Here is a 15,581-nt window from a genome sequence, read left to right as displayed (position 1 = left end):
TCAAGTACAGATCCGTTCGGCGTACCCGGCTCAGGAATGGAGATACCGCCGTTGACTGACGACACGGTGCGCCTGGCCCTGGTCGGGCAGGTCCTCAGACGACGATGGCGGCTGCTGGCCGCCCTCGCCGTCCTGGGCGCGGCGATCGGCGCCGGCGCTTCGGTGCTGTTTTCGCCCGGCTACCAGACCTCCTCGAGCGTCCTGCTGCAGGGACCGCGGCATGCGGACGAGCTGCTGACGCAGGCGGAGGTCGCGACCAGCTCGGTCGTCCTCGACCGCGCCGCCGCGCAGCTGCCCTGGCATCCAAGCGGCGCCGACCTGAAGAAGCAGGTCACCACGTCCGTCGCGAACGGCAACGTCGTGGCGATCACCGTCTCGGCCGACACCGCCGAGCACGCCCAGCAGCTCGCCGACCAAATCGCGCAACAGTTCGTCAAGTACTCCACGCAGCTGGCCAGCAACTCCGCGGACGCCTCGGTGCAGCTCGCCCAGGAGCAGCGCGAGTCACTGCGCAACCAGGTCAAGCTGACCACCGACAAGATCAGCGAGCTCGCCAAGAACGTGGGCGGGGACCTGACCGTCGAAAGCGTCCAGGTCCGCACCCAGCTCGAAGGCCTGCGGACGTCGCTGGAGCAGGCCATCAACGACCTCAACCAGGCCGACCTCGCGACCGGCATCGGCAACACCGTCGTGCTCGGGCCGTCCGAGCGCCCGGCCGGGCCGGCCTCCCCGACGCTGGTGCAGCTGGTCGCCGGCGGCGCGGTGCTGTTCTTCCTCGCCGGTGTGATCGGCCACCTGTTCACCGCCCGGTCCGACCGGCGGCTGCGCGGCGAGCCCGAGATCGCCTCGGCGCTCGGCTCGCCGATCCTCGCCGGCGTCGACGTCACGACGCCGCAGGGCGACCGCCTTCCGGCGACCGGCCTCGTCGGCAAGGTGCGACGGCTGCTCGGCAGCGACCGGCCCTGGGTGCTGCCGCCGGTCGCGACGTCGGCCGACGAGGTCAACCGCGACATCCGCTACCGCCGCGTGCTGGCCCGGCTGGCCACCGGCCCCGCCGACGTCCTGCTGCTCGTAGCCGACGACGACGAGACGGGCAAGCTGGCCGCCGGTCAGCTCGCCGAGCTGGCCGACCGGCTGTCGGTGCCGCTGCGAACCTTCGAGTTCACCGCCGGGCGGCCGACGGTGCCGGACGCCGGACCCGGCTCCGGGGTCCTGGTGGTGCTCAGCGCCGGCTCCCGCACCGCGTGGGAGCTCGTCCGGCTCGCCGAGGCCTGCGCCGACGCCGGCCAGGAGGTCGTCGGCGCCGTCCTCACCCATCCGGTCCGGCCGGCCGGGGAGCCGGAGAAACCCGAACCCGCGGCGGAAGCCCCCGAGAAAGCCCTGGCAGGTTCGGCGTGAGCACTCCCGCGGAAACCGCGCCGCTGGTCGACCTCCAGCGCCTCTTCGTCACCATCCGCCGTCGCAAGCGCCTGTGGCTGGCCACGGCCCTGCTCGGGCTGATCGCCGGCGCCGCGGTGGCGGTCGTGCTGCCGGCGCCGCCGACCGCGGTCACCAAGGTGATCGTGGTCCACCAGGACGACTCACCGACCGACAGCGGCACGCTCATGCGCACCGACGTCGCCGTGCTCTCGACGACCAACATCGCCGAAGGTGCGCTGAAGAAGCTGGGCAGCACCCAGTCGGCCGAAGACTTCATGAAGAACTACGCCGGGCTGGGCCTGACGAACAACGTCATGCAGATCACCGTGAAGGCCAAGAGCGACGCCGAGGCCGTGGCGCAGGCGAAGGCGCTGGCCGACACGTTCATCGCCGACCACGTCCAGCGCAGCCAGGCCGCCGCGGCCGCGCAGTCCAAGGCCATCCTCGACCAGCGGAAGAACGCCCAGGACGAGCTGACCAAGGTCGACCAGCAGATCGCCGACGAGACCGGCAAGGGCCGCAACGCCAACGCCAGCACCCTCGAAGGCCTCTACGGCCGCCGCGCGGCGCTCGCGTCGCAGATCTCCGACTTCGACTCGCGCGCCCAGCAGGCCGGCATCGGCAGCCCGCAGGTCGCCGCGGGCACCCAGATCGTCGACGCGCCGCGCGCGCTGCCCAAGGCGTTCCTCAAGACCACCGCTACCAACGCCGGCATCGGCTTCGCGCTCGGCCTGGCCGTGGGGCTCGCGTTCGCCGCCGTCGGCGCGGTCTCGCGCGACCGGCCGGTGCTGCGCCGCGAGATCTCCACGCACCTCGGCGCGTCCGTGCTCGCCCAGCTGCCGGCGAAGCCGCGCGGCCCGGCGCGGCTGTGGCGGCGCTCGCGCGCGGTGTCCGAACGCAAGCGCGTCGCCACGACGCTGGTGCGCGCGATCAAGAAGGACAAGCCCCAGGTGTCGCTGCTGGAGCTCGGCGCCCCGAAGGTCGCCGCCGCGCTCGCCCTCGACATCGCCGAGGAGCTGGCCGCCGACGGCAAGGCGAGCGTCCTCGACGACCTGCCGGGCGAGGACGTCCGCAAGCTCGTCACCGAGACGAAGAGCGAGGTCGCCGTCGTCGGCGCCGGCGACCCGGCCGCCGAGCCGGACGAGCGCCGGGTCGGCGTCGGCACGGTGTCGCCGGGCACGGCGTGGACCGACCTGGAGCACCTCGGCACGGAGGCGGTGCTGGTCGTCAAGGCCGGGCACGCGAACACGCTGTGGCTGCACACGGTGGCGCGGCAGCTCGCCGACCAGCAGATCCCGATCGTCGGCGTGGTGCTGGTCGACCCGGACCCGCGCGACAAGTCCGACGGCACGCTGTGGGACGGCCTGCACACGGCCCTGCGCGGCCGCGCAAAATCGACGCAGTCCGTGCACCGCGTCTCGGTCGTCGAGCACGAGGACCGCATCGACGAACTGGCCGCCCGGATCGCCGAGCGCGTCGCGGTCGTCGATCCGCCGACGCGCCGGATCACGCCGGTCCGGCCGGTCGCTCCGCCGCCGGCCAAGCCGCCCGCGCCGCTGCCGGAACCCGGCAAGGTCAGCGTCCCGGACCACCTGGACGCGCCGACGAAGAAGTTCGCCCCGGTCAAGCCGCCGAAGCGGCCGACGCCGTTCAAGCGCGACCACGCCGAACCGACGCACAAAGGCGAGCTGAACGCCGGGCTCGAGCCCGAGAAAAGCGCGGAAGTCTCCTGACTCCCGTGCGCCGCGAATGAAGGGGACCCACTCGAGATGTGCGGCATCGCAGGCACCTACCTCTGGCCGGACGGCGGGCCGCTCACCGACCGGCTGACCAAGACGCTGGCCCACCGCGGGCCGGACGGCTCCGGCCGCTACGACCACGCGGTCGGCGACGGATCCGTCCACTTGGGACACCGGCGGCTCTCGATCGTCGACCTGACCGAGACCGGCGCCCAGCCGATGGTCCTCGACGGCCTCGCGCTGAGCTACAACGGCGAGCTGTACAACGCACCGGAGCTGCAGGCCGAGCTTTCCGCGGCCGGCGTGCGCTTCCGCGGCACGTCCGACACCGAGGTGCTGCTGCAGGCGTGGCGGCGCTGGGGCACCGACTGCCTGCCGAAGCTGCGCGGGATGTTCGCCTTCGCCATGTTCGAGGAGGGCACCGGCGAGCTCTTCCTGGTCCGCGACCAGCTGGGCATCAAGCCGCTGTTCTTCGTCCAGCGGGGCGGCGGGGTCGCCTTCGCGTCCGAGCTGAAGGCCCTGGCCGGTGAGCTGGGCGGTTCGCTGCAGATCGACAGCGGGGCGCTGATCGCGTCGCTGCTCTACTACTGGGTGCCGGACAGCCGGTGCGCCTACCAGGGCGCGGAGAAGCTGCCGCCGGGCACCTGGCTGCGCTGCCGCCCGGACGGCCAGGTCGACCGCGGCCGCTTCTGGTCGCTGCGGGAGGTCGCCGAGGAGGGCGCGGCCTTCGACGGCGAGGTCGACCTGCACGAAGTGATCGCCGAGTCGACCGCCAAGCACCTGATCTCGGACGTCCCGGTGGCGACGTTCCTCTCGGGCGGCCTGGACTCCAGCTACCTGACGGCCCTCGCCGCACGTTCGCAGCCGGGGATTTCGGCTTACACCATCGGGTTCCGCGCCGAGGACGCCAAGTTCGAGGCCATGCCGGACGACCTCAAGTACGCCCGGATCGTGGCGCAGCAGTTCGGCGTCGACCTCCACGAGATCGAGATCGCGCCCCAGGTCCTCGACCTGCTGCCGAAGATGACCTACCACCTCGACGAGCCGATCGGCGACCCCGCGGCGATCAACTCGTTCCTGATCTGCTCGGCCGCGCGCGAGGCCGGCGTCAAGGTGATGCTGTCCGGGATGGGCGCCGACGAGCTGTTCGCCGGCTACCGCAAGCACCTCGCGAACCTGATCGCGTTGCGCTACCACAAGGTGCCGGGCGCGGTCCGGCGTCCGGTGGAGTCCATTGTGGACCGACTGCCGGTGGCGTCGGCCAAGCGCGGCTACCGGTCGGTGCGGTTCGCCAAGCGGTTCCTGTCCTTCGCGGGCCTGCCCGAGGAGACGGCGTTCCGGCGCAGCTACACGATGTACGACCGCGCCGAGCTGCTCGACCTGGTGAACCCGGATCTCGCGCCGGTCGTCGACGACGTCCTGACCGAGCACGCCGACACGTACAACGACCAGGCGCTCGACGACTTCGTCAACCGCATGTGCCTGGCCGACTCGCGGCTGTTCCTGCCCGGCCTGAACCTGACCTACACCGACCGCTCGACCATGGCGGCGTCCACCGAGGTGCGGACGCCGTTCGTCGACGTCGAGGTGGTTCGCGCCGCCTTCAAGATCCCGGGCAACAAGAAGATCGTCGGCCGCGCCGGCAAGGTCGCGCTGAAGAACGCGGCGCTGAACATCCTGCCCAGCGAGATCGTGCACCGGCCGAAGGGCCTGTTCAGCGCGCCGCTGCGGGCGTGGATGAGCCGCGACCTGGCGCCGCTGGTGCGTGAAGTCGTCAACGAAGGCGTGCTCGTTTCCTCGGGATTTCTGCAGCGCGAGGCGCTGCAGCGCATGGTCGCCGAGGATGCCGCCGGTCAGGAAGACCGCGGCAAGCACCTCTGGCACGTCTTGACCCTTGAGTACTGGTACCGGAACGCGATGTCTGGAGCGGGAGCGAAGTGAAGCAGGTAGTCCAGAACTACAAGAGCGGGGAACTGGCGCTCCTCGAGGTCCCCGAGCCCGCCTGCAAGCCGGGCGGCGTGCTGGTGCGGACGGTGTACTCGCTGATCTCGACCGGCACCGAGATGATGAAGGTGTCCGAGGCCAGCCTGTCCCTGGTGGGCAAGGCGAAGGCCCGCCCGGACCAGGTGGCGAAGGTGATGCAGAGCGTCGCCACGAACGGCCTTTCGGCGACCTACCGCAAGGTCACGTCCAAACTGGACTCCTACACCCCGCTCGGCTACTCGCTGTGCGGCATCGTCGAGCAGGTCGGCGACGGCATCACCGACGTCGCCGTCGGCGACCTCGTGGCCTGCGCGGGCAACGAGCACGCGCTGCACTCCGAGCTGAACTGGGTGCCCAAGAACCTCTACTCGCGCGTCCCCAACGGCGTCGACCCGCGGCACGCGGCGTTCGGCACCGTCGGGTCGATCGCCATGCAGGGCGTCCGCCGCGGCGAGCCGCAGATCGGCGACGTCGCCCTGGTCATCGGCCTCGGCCTGATCGGCCAGCTGGTCGTCCAGCTGCTGACGTCGTCCGGCGTGCGCGTGGTCGGCGTCGACCCGGACCCCGAGCGCTGCAAGCTCGCCGAGAGCCTCGGCGCGCTGACCTGCGCGCACCCGGCGTCCGGCATCGTCGACACGGCGGTGGACGAGCTGACCCACGGCGCGGGCGTCGACCAGACGTACCTCGCGGCCGGCGGCAACACGAACGACCCGGTGGAGCTGGCCGCGAAGCTGTCGCGCGACCGCGGCCGCGTGATCGACATCGGCAAGTGCAAGCTCGACCTGCCGTGGAACGCCTACTACGAAAAGGAACTGGACGTCCGGTTCTCGCGCTCCTACGGGCCGGGTCGCTACGACCCGTCGTACGAGCTGGAGGGGCGCGACTACCCGATCGGCCAGGTCCGCTGGACCGAGCGCCGCAACCTCGAGTGCGTCCTCGACCTGATCGCGCGTGACCGGCTGGACGTCGAGCCGCTGATCACGCACGTCTCGGACTTCTCTGACGCCGTTTCGACGTACCAGTCGTTGAACGAGGGGTCGCTGAAGGCGGTGGCGGTGCTGTTCCGCTACCCGGACGCGGTCGCCCGGACGGAGCCCGTGGTCACGTCGGCGCGGGTCGGCGTGGCGTCGTCTTCGCCTGCCGCTTTGCCGGCGGGGCAGCCGGTGCGCCTCGGCTTCATCGGCGCGGGCAACTACGCGTCGTCGATGCTGCTGCCGCACCTGGCCGAGCGCGCGGACGTGCAGCTCAAGCACGTCGCGACGACGTCGGCGCTGTCGGGCGCCAACGCCCGCCGCAAGTTCGGCTTCGCGGCGGCGTCGACCGACATCGACGACGTGCTGGGCGACTCCTCGATCGACGCGGTGTTCGTCGTGACGCGGCACAGCTCGCACGCGGAGCTGACCCGACAGGCGTTGCTGGCGGGTAAGACGGTGTTCGTCGAGAAGCCGCTGGCGCTGTCGCCTTCGGAGCTGCAGAAGGTCCTGGACGCGATCGAGGAGTCGGGCAACGACCGCCTGCAGGTCGGCTTCAACCGCCGGTTCGCACCGCTGCTGCACGAGGCCCGCGACCAGTTCGGCCCGCGCGTCGGCCCGGCGACGGTCCGCTACCTGGTCAACGCCGGCCGCCTCGACCACGGCAGCTGGTACAACCAGACGGATTCGGAAGGTTCCCGCTTCGCCGGCGAGGGCGGCCACTTCATCGACACGGTGAGCTGGCTCCTCGACGCCGACCCGGTGTCGGTCTACGCGACGGGCGACGTCCAGGTGACCCTCGGCTACCCGGACGGCTCGACGGCGGTCATCACGTACGCGGAGACGGGCTCATCGGGCTTCCCGAAGGAGACGCTGGACCTCACGGCCGACGGCAAGGTCCTCAAGTTCGACGACTTCGTGCGCGCATCGGTGTATTCGCGCAAGAAGTGGGCGAGCTCCCGGATCCCGAAGGGCCGCGACAAGGGCCAGGCGGCGGAGGTCAACGCGTTCTTGGAGGCCGTGCGCTCCGGTGGGCCGATGCCGATCTCGGTGGCTTCGCTGGCGGCGACGACGTTGGCGACATTGGCGGCGCAGACGAGCGTCGCGAACGCGGCCCCGGTCCGGATCGAGCTGCCGGCCAAGGCGGGTGCCCCGGCATGACAAGCGTCGCCCCGAGTCGGCTGGTGGTTCCGCGGACGGCGGGTCCGGGCATGCCGAGCGTCGCCCCGAGCCGGTCGGAGCTGCTGCCGGAGGAAGGTGCCCGGCCGTGATGGGTCCCGGCTGGTACCTGCGGCGGCTGTCCCGGATGGGGCCGGCGGAGGTCGTCGGCCGTGCTCGGCACGCCGTTGTCCAGCGGCAGTGGCGGACCGCGCTGCCGACCCCGCCCGATTGGCCGGCGCACCCGCGCTTCACCGCCGTGCTGCCCTCCGGCGCGCTCGACAACGTGTCCGGCGAGGCCGTCAAGCGGCTGCTGGCCACCGCCGACGAGCTGCTGGCCGGCCGCGCCGAGTACTTCGGCGTGGTCCGCTCGGACCTGGACACGCCGGACTGGTTCCTCGACCCCAAGACCGGCCGCCGGGCACCGTCCGAGCCGTACGCCTTCGACGTCCCGTACCGCTCGGAAGACACCGTCGGCGACATCAAGCAGATCTGGGAGCCGTCGCGCCACCAGCACCTGACCGTGCTGGCCGCGGCGTACGCCCTCACCGGCTCCGCGGCCTACGCCGAACGCGTGGCCGCGCACCTGCGCTCGTGGTGGGCGGAGAACCCGCCGTTGCGCGGCCCGCACTGGATCAGCGGCATCGAGCTGGGCATCCGGCTCCTGTCCTGGGTCTGGACGCGCCGGCTGCTCGACGGCTGGGCCGGCGTCGGCGACCTGTTCGAGGACAACCCGGACTTCCACCTCCAGCTGTGGCACCACCAGAACTGGCTGGCGACCCTGCGCAGCCACGGCTCGTCGGCGAACAACCACGTCATCGCCGAGGACGCCGGGCTGCTCGCCGCGGCCTGCGCGTTCGGCTGGTTCCCGGAGTCCGCGGGCTGGCGGACCGAGGCCATGCGCTCGCTGGACGTCCAGCTCGCCCGCAACACCTTCCCCTCCGGGCTCAACGCCGAACTGGCGTCGGAGTACCACGGCCTGGTGCTGGAGCTCGGCCTCGCGGCGGCCGTGGAAGCCGACGCGGCCGGCACGCCGGTGCCGGACTCCACGTGGGACGTCCTGCTCCGGATGACCGACGCTCTTGCGTCCATTGTGGACAACCGGCTCCGCCCGCCGCGGCAGGGCGACGCCGACGACGGCTTCGGCCTGATCGTCGACGGCGTCGAGACCGACCGCTGGGCGTCGCTGCTCGCGACCGGCGAGGCGCTGTTCGGCCGGCTGGAGTGGTGGCCGCCGGTGCCGGGCGACGACGTCCGCACGCCGCTGCTCGCCGCCCTGGTCTCCCGGACACCTCGCGCGTCGGGCGTCCGGCCCGGCCGCCGTCCCGCGCACCTGCGGGACGCGGGCATGACGATCCTGCGGTCGGGCCGCGTCTGGGCTCGCTGCGACGGCGGCCCGCACGGCTTCCTGTCGATTGCCGCGCACGCCCACGCGGACGCGCTGTCGGTCGAGGTCCGCCACGACGGCGTTGACGTCCTCGCCGATCCGGGCACCTTCTGCTACCACGGCGAGCCTCGGTGGCGGTCGTACTTCCGCTCCACGCTCGGCCACAACACCCTCGAACTGGACGGGACCGACCAGTCGGTGTCCGGCGGCCCGTTCCTGTGGACGCGGCACGCGGTCACGAAGGTGCTGGCCGTCGAGACGCCGTCGAGCGGGCCCTCCCGCTGGACGGCGGCCCACGACGGCTACGCGCCCGCGGTCCATCGCCGCACGGTCGAGCTTGACGGCGACGTGCTGAAGATCGTCGACGAGGTGCTCGGCGAGACCCGCCCGGCCGCGCGCCTGGCGTTCCACCTCGGCCCGGCGATCACCGTCCGGCTTGAGGGGAACGTCGCCCACCTGCGCTGGCAGGGCACCGCCACGGGTTCCGTAGCCCCGGTGCACACCGCGGTCGTGGAGCTGCCGTCCGAGTTGTCGTGGACCGCCCACCGCGGTGAGGTCGAGCCATCCCTCGGCTGGTACTCCGCGGGCTTCGGCCGCAAGGAACCCTCGACCACGCTCGTCGGCTCCGGGACCCCCGGACACCTCACCACCCTGCTTCGCTTCAGTTAGGACCCGCCTGTGACAGCCCGTCGCTTCCGACTCCGCCGTGCCGCTCCGCTGCTCGGCGTCCTCCTCACGGTCGCGGCGTGCTCGGGCGGACCCGATACCGAAGGCCCGGCGCAGGCGACCCCGGCTCCCAGCGGGTCGGTCGCCGCGGTGTGCGACAAGGAGCCGGCCGGCCCGGCGACGGCGCCGGCGGGCGCGGTCGTCGTCGACCCGGCCGTGCCGGGCGACCTCGCCACGAAGACGCGCGCGGCCGGCCCGGGCACGACGTTCTGGCTCAAGCCGGGCAAGCACATCCTCGGCGACGACAAGTACGACCAGGTGACCCCGAAGGACGGCGACGTCTACATCGGCGCCCCCGGCGCGGTCGTCGACGGCCGCAAGATCAACCAGTACGCGTTCACCGGCCACGGGACGAACGTCAAGCTCACCTACCTGACCGTCCAGGGCTTCGCGGCGCCCCGCGACGAAGGCGTGGTCAACCACGACTCCGGCGACGGCTGGGTGATCGAGCACTCGACCGTCCAGGACAACGACGGCGCCGGCCTGATGGCGGGCGCGCGCCAGCAGGTGCGCGGCAACTGCCTGCGCCGCAACGGCCAGTACGGGATCAACGCCTTCTCCGGCAGCACCCCGATCACCGCGCTGGTCGTCGAGGGCAACGAGATCGCCGGCAACAACACCGGCGACTGGGAAGCGAAGATCGACGGCTGCGGCTGCACCGGCGGCGTCAAGTTCTGGGACGTCAACGGCGCCGACGTGCGCGGCAACTGGGTGCACGACAACCACGGCACCGGGCTGTGGGCCGACACGAACAACAACGACTTCCTCATCGAGGGCAACCTCATCGAGAACAACGACAGCGCCGCGCTCATCTACGAGATCAGCTACAACGCGGTCATCCGCGACAACACGATCCGCAAGAACAACTGGGTCGACGGCCGCCGGTACGCCGACAAGAGCGACAACTTCCCGACCTCGGCGGTCTACATCTCCGAGTCCGGCGGCGAGCCGCGGATCAAGGCGCGGACGGCGAAGCTCGAGATCTCCCGCAACTACCTGGAGAACAACTGGTCCGGGATCACGTTGTGGGAGAACGCCGACCGCTACTGCAACAGCCCGGCGAACACCTCCTCCGGCGACTGCACCCGGCTCGTCCAGAACGTCAAGCAGTGCGCGGCCCCGGCCATCGCGAGCGGGCCGCTGCTGAGCGACTGCCGCTGGAAGACCCAGCACGTCGACATCCACGACAACAAGTTCGTCCTCGACCCGGCCGTGGTCGGCTGCCAGGCCTCGTGCGGACGGATGGGCCTGCTGTCGAACTTCGGCAGCTACCCGGACTGGTCGCCGTACAAGGGTGACGTCGTCCAGGAGGCGATCACCTACAAGCAGGACAACCACTGGCACGACAACAGCTACGCCGGCCCGTGGACGTTCATCGCCTACACCACCGACCGCGTCCTCGAGATCGGCGAGTGGGAAGGCGGGCCGTACTCGCAGGACACCGGCAGCACGTTCACCGCGCAGGGTGGGGGCTGACATGGCGGCGCAGACCGGCATCGCGGGCATCCGCGGCGACGCCCCGACCGAACCCGCCTCGGCGACGCCGAAGTGGGCGGGCCTGGCGTGGGCGCTACTGATCCTCAACACGCTCGGCTCGACCGGCGCGAAGACGGTCATCCCGCTCCCGCGGTCGGTCAGCCAGCTGGTGACCATGGGTTCGCTGATGACGGCGTTCGTGATCGCGCTGGTGCTGAACAAGCACCTGCGGATCCGGCCGAGCGCGTACCTGCTCCTGCTGACGTTGCTGCTGGGCTCGAGCATCCTCGCCAGCATCGACCTCAAGGAGGGCGCCGGCGCGCTGTTCCGGTGCTTCCGGCTCACGGTGTTCGTCTCCACGCTCTGGTTGCTGACCCGCTGGTGGGACGGCGGGTTCAGCTTCGTCCGCTACCACATCCGGACGTACGGCATCGTGCTCGCGTCGGTGGCGATCGGCCTGGTGATCTCCCCGGGCAACGCGATGCCGGACATCTACGGCGGCCGGCTTTCGGGCGCGATCTGGCCGCTCACCCCGCCGCAGATCGGCCAGTACGCGGCGGTCATCGCCGGGCTCACGCTCCTCCTCTGGTTCGGGCGCCGCACGACGTGGCGCAGCGCGGTGTTCATCGTGGTGCCGGTGGTCGGGCTGCTGATGCTGACGCACACCCGCACGGCGACGCTCGGCCTGATCGCCGGGCTGGCCGTGGCCTTCCTGTCGATGCTGCTGACCAGCGCCCGCGCGCGGAAGGTGTTCGCGTGGACGGTCGGCGTCGGCGGGCTCGCCGGCGTCGTGCTGGCGGGCGCGCTGCAGGCGTGGTTCCTGCGCGGGCAGAGCGCGGACAACTTCTCCAGCCTCACCGGCCGCGCGAAGGTGTGGGACGCGCTGCTGGAAGCCCCGAGGACGACGTCGGAGTACATCTTCGGGGTCGGGCTGACGGACAAGTCCTACGACGGCCTCCCGATCGACAACAGCTGGCTCGCGATCTACCACGAGCAGGGCTTCGTCGGGATCACGCTGGTGGCGGGGTTCCTCCTCACGTTGGCGGTGGTGGCCGTGCTGCGGCCGCCGTCGCTCGCTCGCGCGTGCGCGATCTTCCTCATCACCTACTGCATTTCGGCCTCCTACACCGAAGCCGGCCTCGGCGACGCGTCGCCGTACCTGCTGCACCTGGCTTTGGCCGCGTCGCTGCTGGTCCGCGGGGTGCCGCAGTCCGACGAACAAGCATTCATCCCGGCGAAGGGGACAGTCGCGTGAAGGTGCTCGTGGTGCACAACCGGTACCGGTCCGAGCAGCCGAGCGGCGAAAACAACGTCGTCGACGCCGAGGTGACGCTCCTCGCCGAGGGCGGGCACCAGGTGTCGCTGTTCGAACGCCGCAGCGACGACATCGCGTCGATGCCGACGGTCCGCAAGGCCGCAGTGCCGCTGACCGTGCCGTGGAACCCGGCGGTGCGCAAGGAGCTCGCCACCCGGCTGCGGGCCTCGCGCCCGGATGTCGTGCACATCCACAACACGTTCCCGCTGCTGTCGCCGTCGGTGGTCGCGGCCTGCGCGGACGCGGGGGTGCCCGCGGTCGCGACGCTCCACAACTACGGGATGGTCTGCCCACCCGGCACGCTCCACCGCGACGGCCGCATCTGCACCGACTGCGTCGGCGGCCTGCCACTGCCGGCGGTGCAGCACGGCTGCTACCGCGGTTCGCGCGTGGCGACGCTCCCGATGGCGGCGAGCACGGCCGCGAACCGGCGCCGGTGGTGGACGGGCGTTTCGCGGTTCTTCTGCATTTCGGCGGCCCAACGTGACCTCCTGGTGTCGGCCGGGATGCCCGGCGAGCGGATGGCGGTGAAGCACAACTTCGTCACCGACCCCGGTGTCCGCCGCACCGGCGACGGCAAGCACGTGCTGTTCCTCGGCCGCGTCACGGAGGAAAAGGGGGTCGGCCTGCTGATGCGGGCGTGGGACCGGCTCGGCGGAGCCCTGGGCGTGCCGCTGGTCATCGCCGGTACCGGTCCGATGCAGGACGAGGTCGCGACGTGGGCGGCCCGCCGCACTGACGTGTCGTACGTCGGCCTCCAGAACAAGGCGGAGTGCCGTGCGCTGACGGCCGACGCGCTGGCGGTGGTGGCACCGTCGACGTGGCTGGAGGCGTTCGGCTTGGTGGTGGTCGAAGCGATGGCCGCGGGGGTGCCCACGGTCGCGGCGGCCCATGGCGCCTTCCCGGAACTGGTGGACGACGGCGTGACCGGCCTCCTGCACACGCCGAACGACGAGGCATCGCTCGCGGACCGGCTCCGCGAGGTGGCCGGCGACCGCAACGGCGAGATGGGCGACGCGGCCCGCGTCCGGTACGAGAAGGACTTCACCCCGGCGGTGGGGCTCGACCGGTTGATCGCGGGATACGAGGCAGCGATCGAGGCGCACGGGTGAGGCAGCAGGTCCGGACGGCCCCCGCGGCCTTGCCGGCCGCGTTGCGCACGCCGCTGGCGATGACGGCTGCGTTGGCGACGGCGGTCCTGGCGGCGCTCGGCATCCTCCACTTCCACGACTCGGGGTTGACCGGAATCGACGCGGCGCTGCTCCCGTCGATCGACGGCGTCCAGCCGCCCTGGCGGTATGCGGCGCTGGTCATCGACTTCGGTGGCGAGCCGGTGGGATCGACGGTCCTGGTCGCGCTGCTCGCGGTGGTGTGCTTCCTGGTCCACCGGCTCCGGGCGGCGGTGCTGACGGTGCTCGGAGTGGCGGTCACGGTGGCGCTGACGACGGTGCTGAAGCCGATCGTGGGCCGCAAGATCCATGGCGAGTTCCTTTCCTATCCGAGCGGGCACACGGCGTTGGCCACCGCGCTGGCGTTGGTGATCGGGTTGCTGCTGGTCGATCGGCTGGGGTTGGGGCGGGTTGCTGGGGTGGTCTTGGTCCTGGGCTTGGCGTTGGTCGCCGGGATTGTGATGGGGTGGGCTGAGGTGGCGCTGGGGGCGCACTACCCGACGGATGCGGTGGGTGGGTTCTGTGCCGCGCTGGCCGCGGTTCCGGCGACGGGGTGGGTAGTGGACCGGGCGGCCGACCGGCTCTGACCCCGGGGGGGGCTTGGGAGGGCCGCGCGCCTTCGACAGCCGCCCGCGCGCAGCACGGCTGAGGCTCGCGGGTGCTGCGCACGCGCCTCGACGACTCGCTGATGGCTGACTTGGGCCGCGAAGGTGGGCTCGGCGGACGGAGTCGGGCCAGGTCGGCGCCGGTTCGTCGGTGGCGTGGATTCGGCCGAGCGGTGATCAAACCGCCGGCTCGGGTGCGGTGCTGCCATCGCGATGGCGCTGGTGATCCTCAACCCCGGGCGGCTGAGGCGGCGTACTGGTCGGCGGAGGGCCGCGGGCCCGATTCTCGCCCTTGCGGGCTCGGTCGGCCTCCTGGCCGGGGCCCCGTTGCGCTCGCTAGCCGGTGTCGGTTCGGGGCGGACCTGTTCGTCGGTGGGGTGACCTACTCGCGAAGGAGAGACCGATGATCCCAGACCTGATCGCCGCCGAACGGCGGGAGCTGGCCGCGCTGCTCGGTGACCTGTCGGCGGACGAGTGGGCGTCGCCGACCCTGTGTGCCGGGTGGCGGGTTCCGGAAGTCGTCGCCCACGTGACCATGCCGTTCCGGCTCTCGACCGGGCGGTTCGTGCGCGAGATGGTGAAGTCCGGCGGGCGCTTCAACCGGATGGCCGACCGCCTGGCTCGCCAGGAAGCCGCCGAGCTGTCGCGGGAGGCCTTGGTCGCCTCGCTGCGGGACAACGCCGGCCATCCCTGGCAGCCGCCCGGCGGTGGGCTGGTGGGCGCTCTCAGCCACGACGTGATCCACGGCCTCGACATCACCACCGCCCTCGGGCTGGACCGTCGCGTGCCCTTGGAGCGGCTCGAGATCGTCCTCGGCGGGACCAAGCCGAAGCAGGTGAAGTACTTCGGGACCGATCTCGCTGGTGTCTGCTTGCGTGCCGACGACCTCGACTGGTCGTACGGCACCGGGACTCCGGTCACCGGCCTCGCCCAGGATCTGCTCCTGGTGCTCTGCAACCGGCGGCTGCCGGCCGGGCGTCTTCGGGGCGAGCCGAGCGCGCGCTTCACCACGGTCTGAGTTCCTTCCGCAAAAGATCCATTGTGGACAGTCGAGCCGTGCCGTACTGCAGCGCCTGCAGGCCGGCGGCTCGCGCGGCCGAGACGTTCTCCGCGCGGTCGTCGATGAGGAGGATCCGGTCCGGCACCACGTCCAGGCGCCGGCACAGGATCGTGAACGCTTCGGGCGAAGGCTTGCGCACGCCGATGTCACCGCTGATGAACCAGCCGGTCAGGTACTCGCCGAGGCCGAAGCGTTCGCGCAGGAGCTTCGACCACTCGGTGACGTCGTTGCTCAGGCAGCCGAGCCGCACTCCGGTGGCGTCGAGTTCGGCGAGGAGCGCGACCACGCCCTCGGTCAGGCGGTGGTTCCGGCAGTACTCCTCGTCCGACGCGCCTGATGCGCCGGACGTCGCCCAGAAGTCCGCGGAGGACATCTTGCCGAGGCTGCATTCCCGGTACAGCTGCGCGATTTCTTCTCGGCGCAGCACGCAGCCGTGGCTGCGGAGGTAGGGGACGAGCAGCTCGCCGACGTCGTCGGCGGGTGAGTAGAGGACACCCATCGCGTCGAACAGGACGACGTCGATCGCGTCGCGGTGGAGGGGTGCGGGAATGGCGGGCATGTCTCCGACGGTAC

11 protein-coding genes are annotated in these 15,581 nt (G+C 71.5%); 10 read left to right on the top strand and 1 reads right to left on the bottom strand.

The genetic code is table 11. The features are described from left to right. Positions 1–36: 36 nt before the first annotated feature. The 10 genes from ACZ7OH_RS10655 (at position 37) to ACZ7OH_RS10610 (ending at position 14,966) form a co-directional block, all read left to right on the top strand. A complete protein-coding gene (locus ACZ7OH_RS10655) occupies positions 37–1,398 on the top strand; it encodes an exopolysaccharide biosynthesis protein (protein ID WP_470280590.1) in 1,362 nt (453 codons plus the stop codon). Beyond that, complete coding sequence (locus ACZ7OH_RS10650; RefSeq protein WP_470280589.1) at positions 1,395–3,152, top strand: Wzz/FepE/Etk N-terminal domain-containing protein; 1,758 nt, start codon at positions 1,395–1,397, stop codon at positions 3,150–3,152. Before ACZ7OH_RS10655 ends, ACZ7OH_RS10650 begins: the two co-directional genes overlap by 4 nt. Before the next feature lie 36 nt (positions 3,153–3,188). Next, positions 3,189–5,099: an asparagine synthase (glutamine-hydrolyzing) gene (gene asnB / locus ACZ7OH_RS10645; protein ID WP_470280588.1), complete on the top strand. Its 1,911-nt coding sequence runs from the start codon at positions 3,189–3,191 to the stop codon at positions 5,097–5,099. After that, entirely contained in the window at positions 5,096–7,273 is a 2,178-nt protein-coding gene (locus ACZ7OH_RS10640) for a bi-domain-containing oxidoreductase (RefSeq protein WP_400900882.1), read from the top strand. Before asnB ends, ACZ7OH_RS10640 begins: the two co-directional genes overlap by 4 nt. 109 nt (positions 7,274–7,382) lie before the next feature. Continuing rightward, the gene (locus ACZ7OH_RS10635) at positions 7,383–9,326 is read left to right on the top strand and encodes a heparinase II/III family protein (protein WP_470280871.1); all 1,944 of its coding nucleotides are present in this window, start codon (positions 7,383–7,385) and stop codon (positions 9,324–9,326) included. 9 nt (positions 9,327–9,335) lie between these two features. Beyond that, positions 9,336–10,859, top strand: a complete 1,524-nt coding sequence (locus ACZ7OH_RS10630) for a right-handed parallel beta-helix repeat-containing protein (RefSeq protein WP_470280587.1) — start codon at positions 9,336–9,338, stop codon at positions 10,857–10,859. A gap of 1 nt (position 10,860) precedes the next feature. Then, on the top strand, positions 10,861–12,114 hold the full coding sequence (locus ACZ7OH_RS10625) for an O-antigen ligase domain-containing protein (protein WP_470280586.1): 1,254 nt from the start codon (positions 10,861–10,863) through the stop codon (positions 12,112–12,114). Further along, complete coding sequence (locus tag ACZ7OH_RS10620; protein ID WP_470280585.1) at positions 12,111–13,286, top strand: glycosyltransferase; 1,176 nt, start codon at positions 12,111–12,113, stop codon at positions 13,284–13,286. The genes ACZ7OH_RS10625 and ACZ7OH_RS10620 overlap by 4 nt, the downstream gene beginning before the upstream one ends. After that, positions 13,283–13,930: a phosphatase PAP2 family protein gene (locus ACZ7OH_RS10615; protein WP_470280584.1), complete on the top strand. Its 648-nt coding sequence runs from the start codon at positions 13,283–13,285 to the stop codon at positions 13,928–13,930. The genes ACZ7OH_RS10620 and ACZ7OH_RS10615 overlap by 4 nt, the downstream gene beginning before the upstream one ends. Before the next feature lie 421 nt (positions 13,931–14,351). After that, on the top strand, positions 14,352–14,966 hold the full coding sequence (locus ACZ7OH_RS10610; protein ID WP_470280583.1) for a maleylpyruvate isomerase family mycothiol-dependent enzyme: 615 nt from the start codon (positions 14,352–14,354) through the stop codon (positions 14,964–14,966). Here ACZ7OH_RS10610 and ACZ7OH_RS10605 read toward each other — a convergent pair. After that, entirely contained in the window at positions 14,953–15,567 is a 615-nt protein-coding gene (locus tag ACZ7OH_RS10605) for an HAD family hydrolase (protein WP_470280582.1), read from the bottom strand. The two genes, ACZ7OH_RS10610 and ACZ7OH_RS10605, sit on opposite strands and share 14 nt — an antisense overlap. Positions 15,568–15,581 lie beyond the last annotated feature (14 nt).

The sequence above is a fragment of the Amycolatopsis sp. NPDC114478 genome (assembly GCF_055633805.1).
The sequence above is the reverse complement of the archived record's forward strand: the minus strand, read 5'-3'. Positions and strand labels throughout refer to the sequence as shown.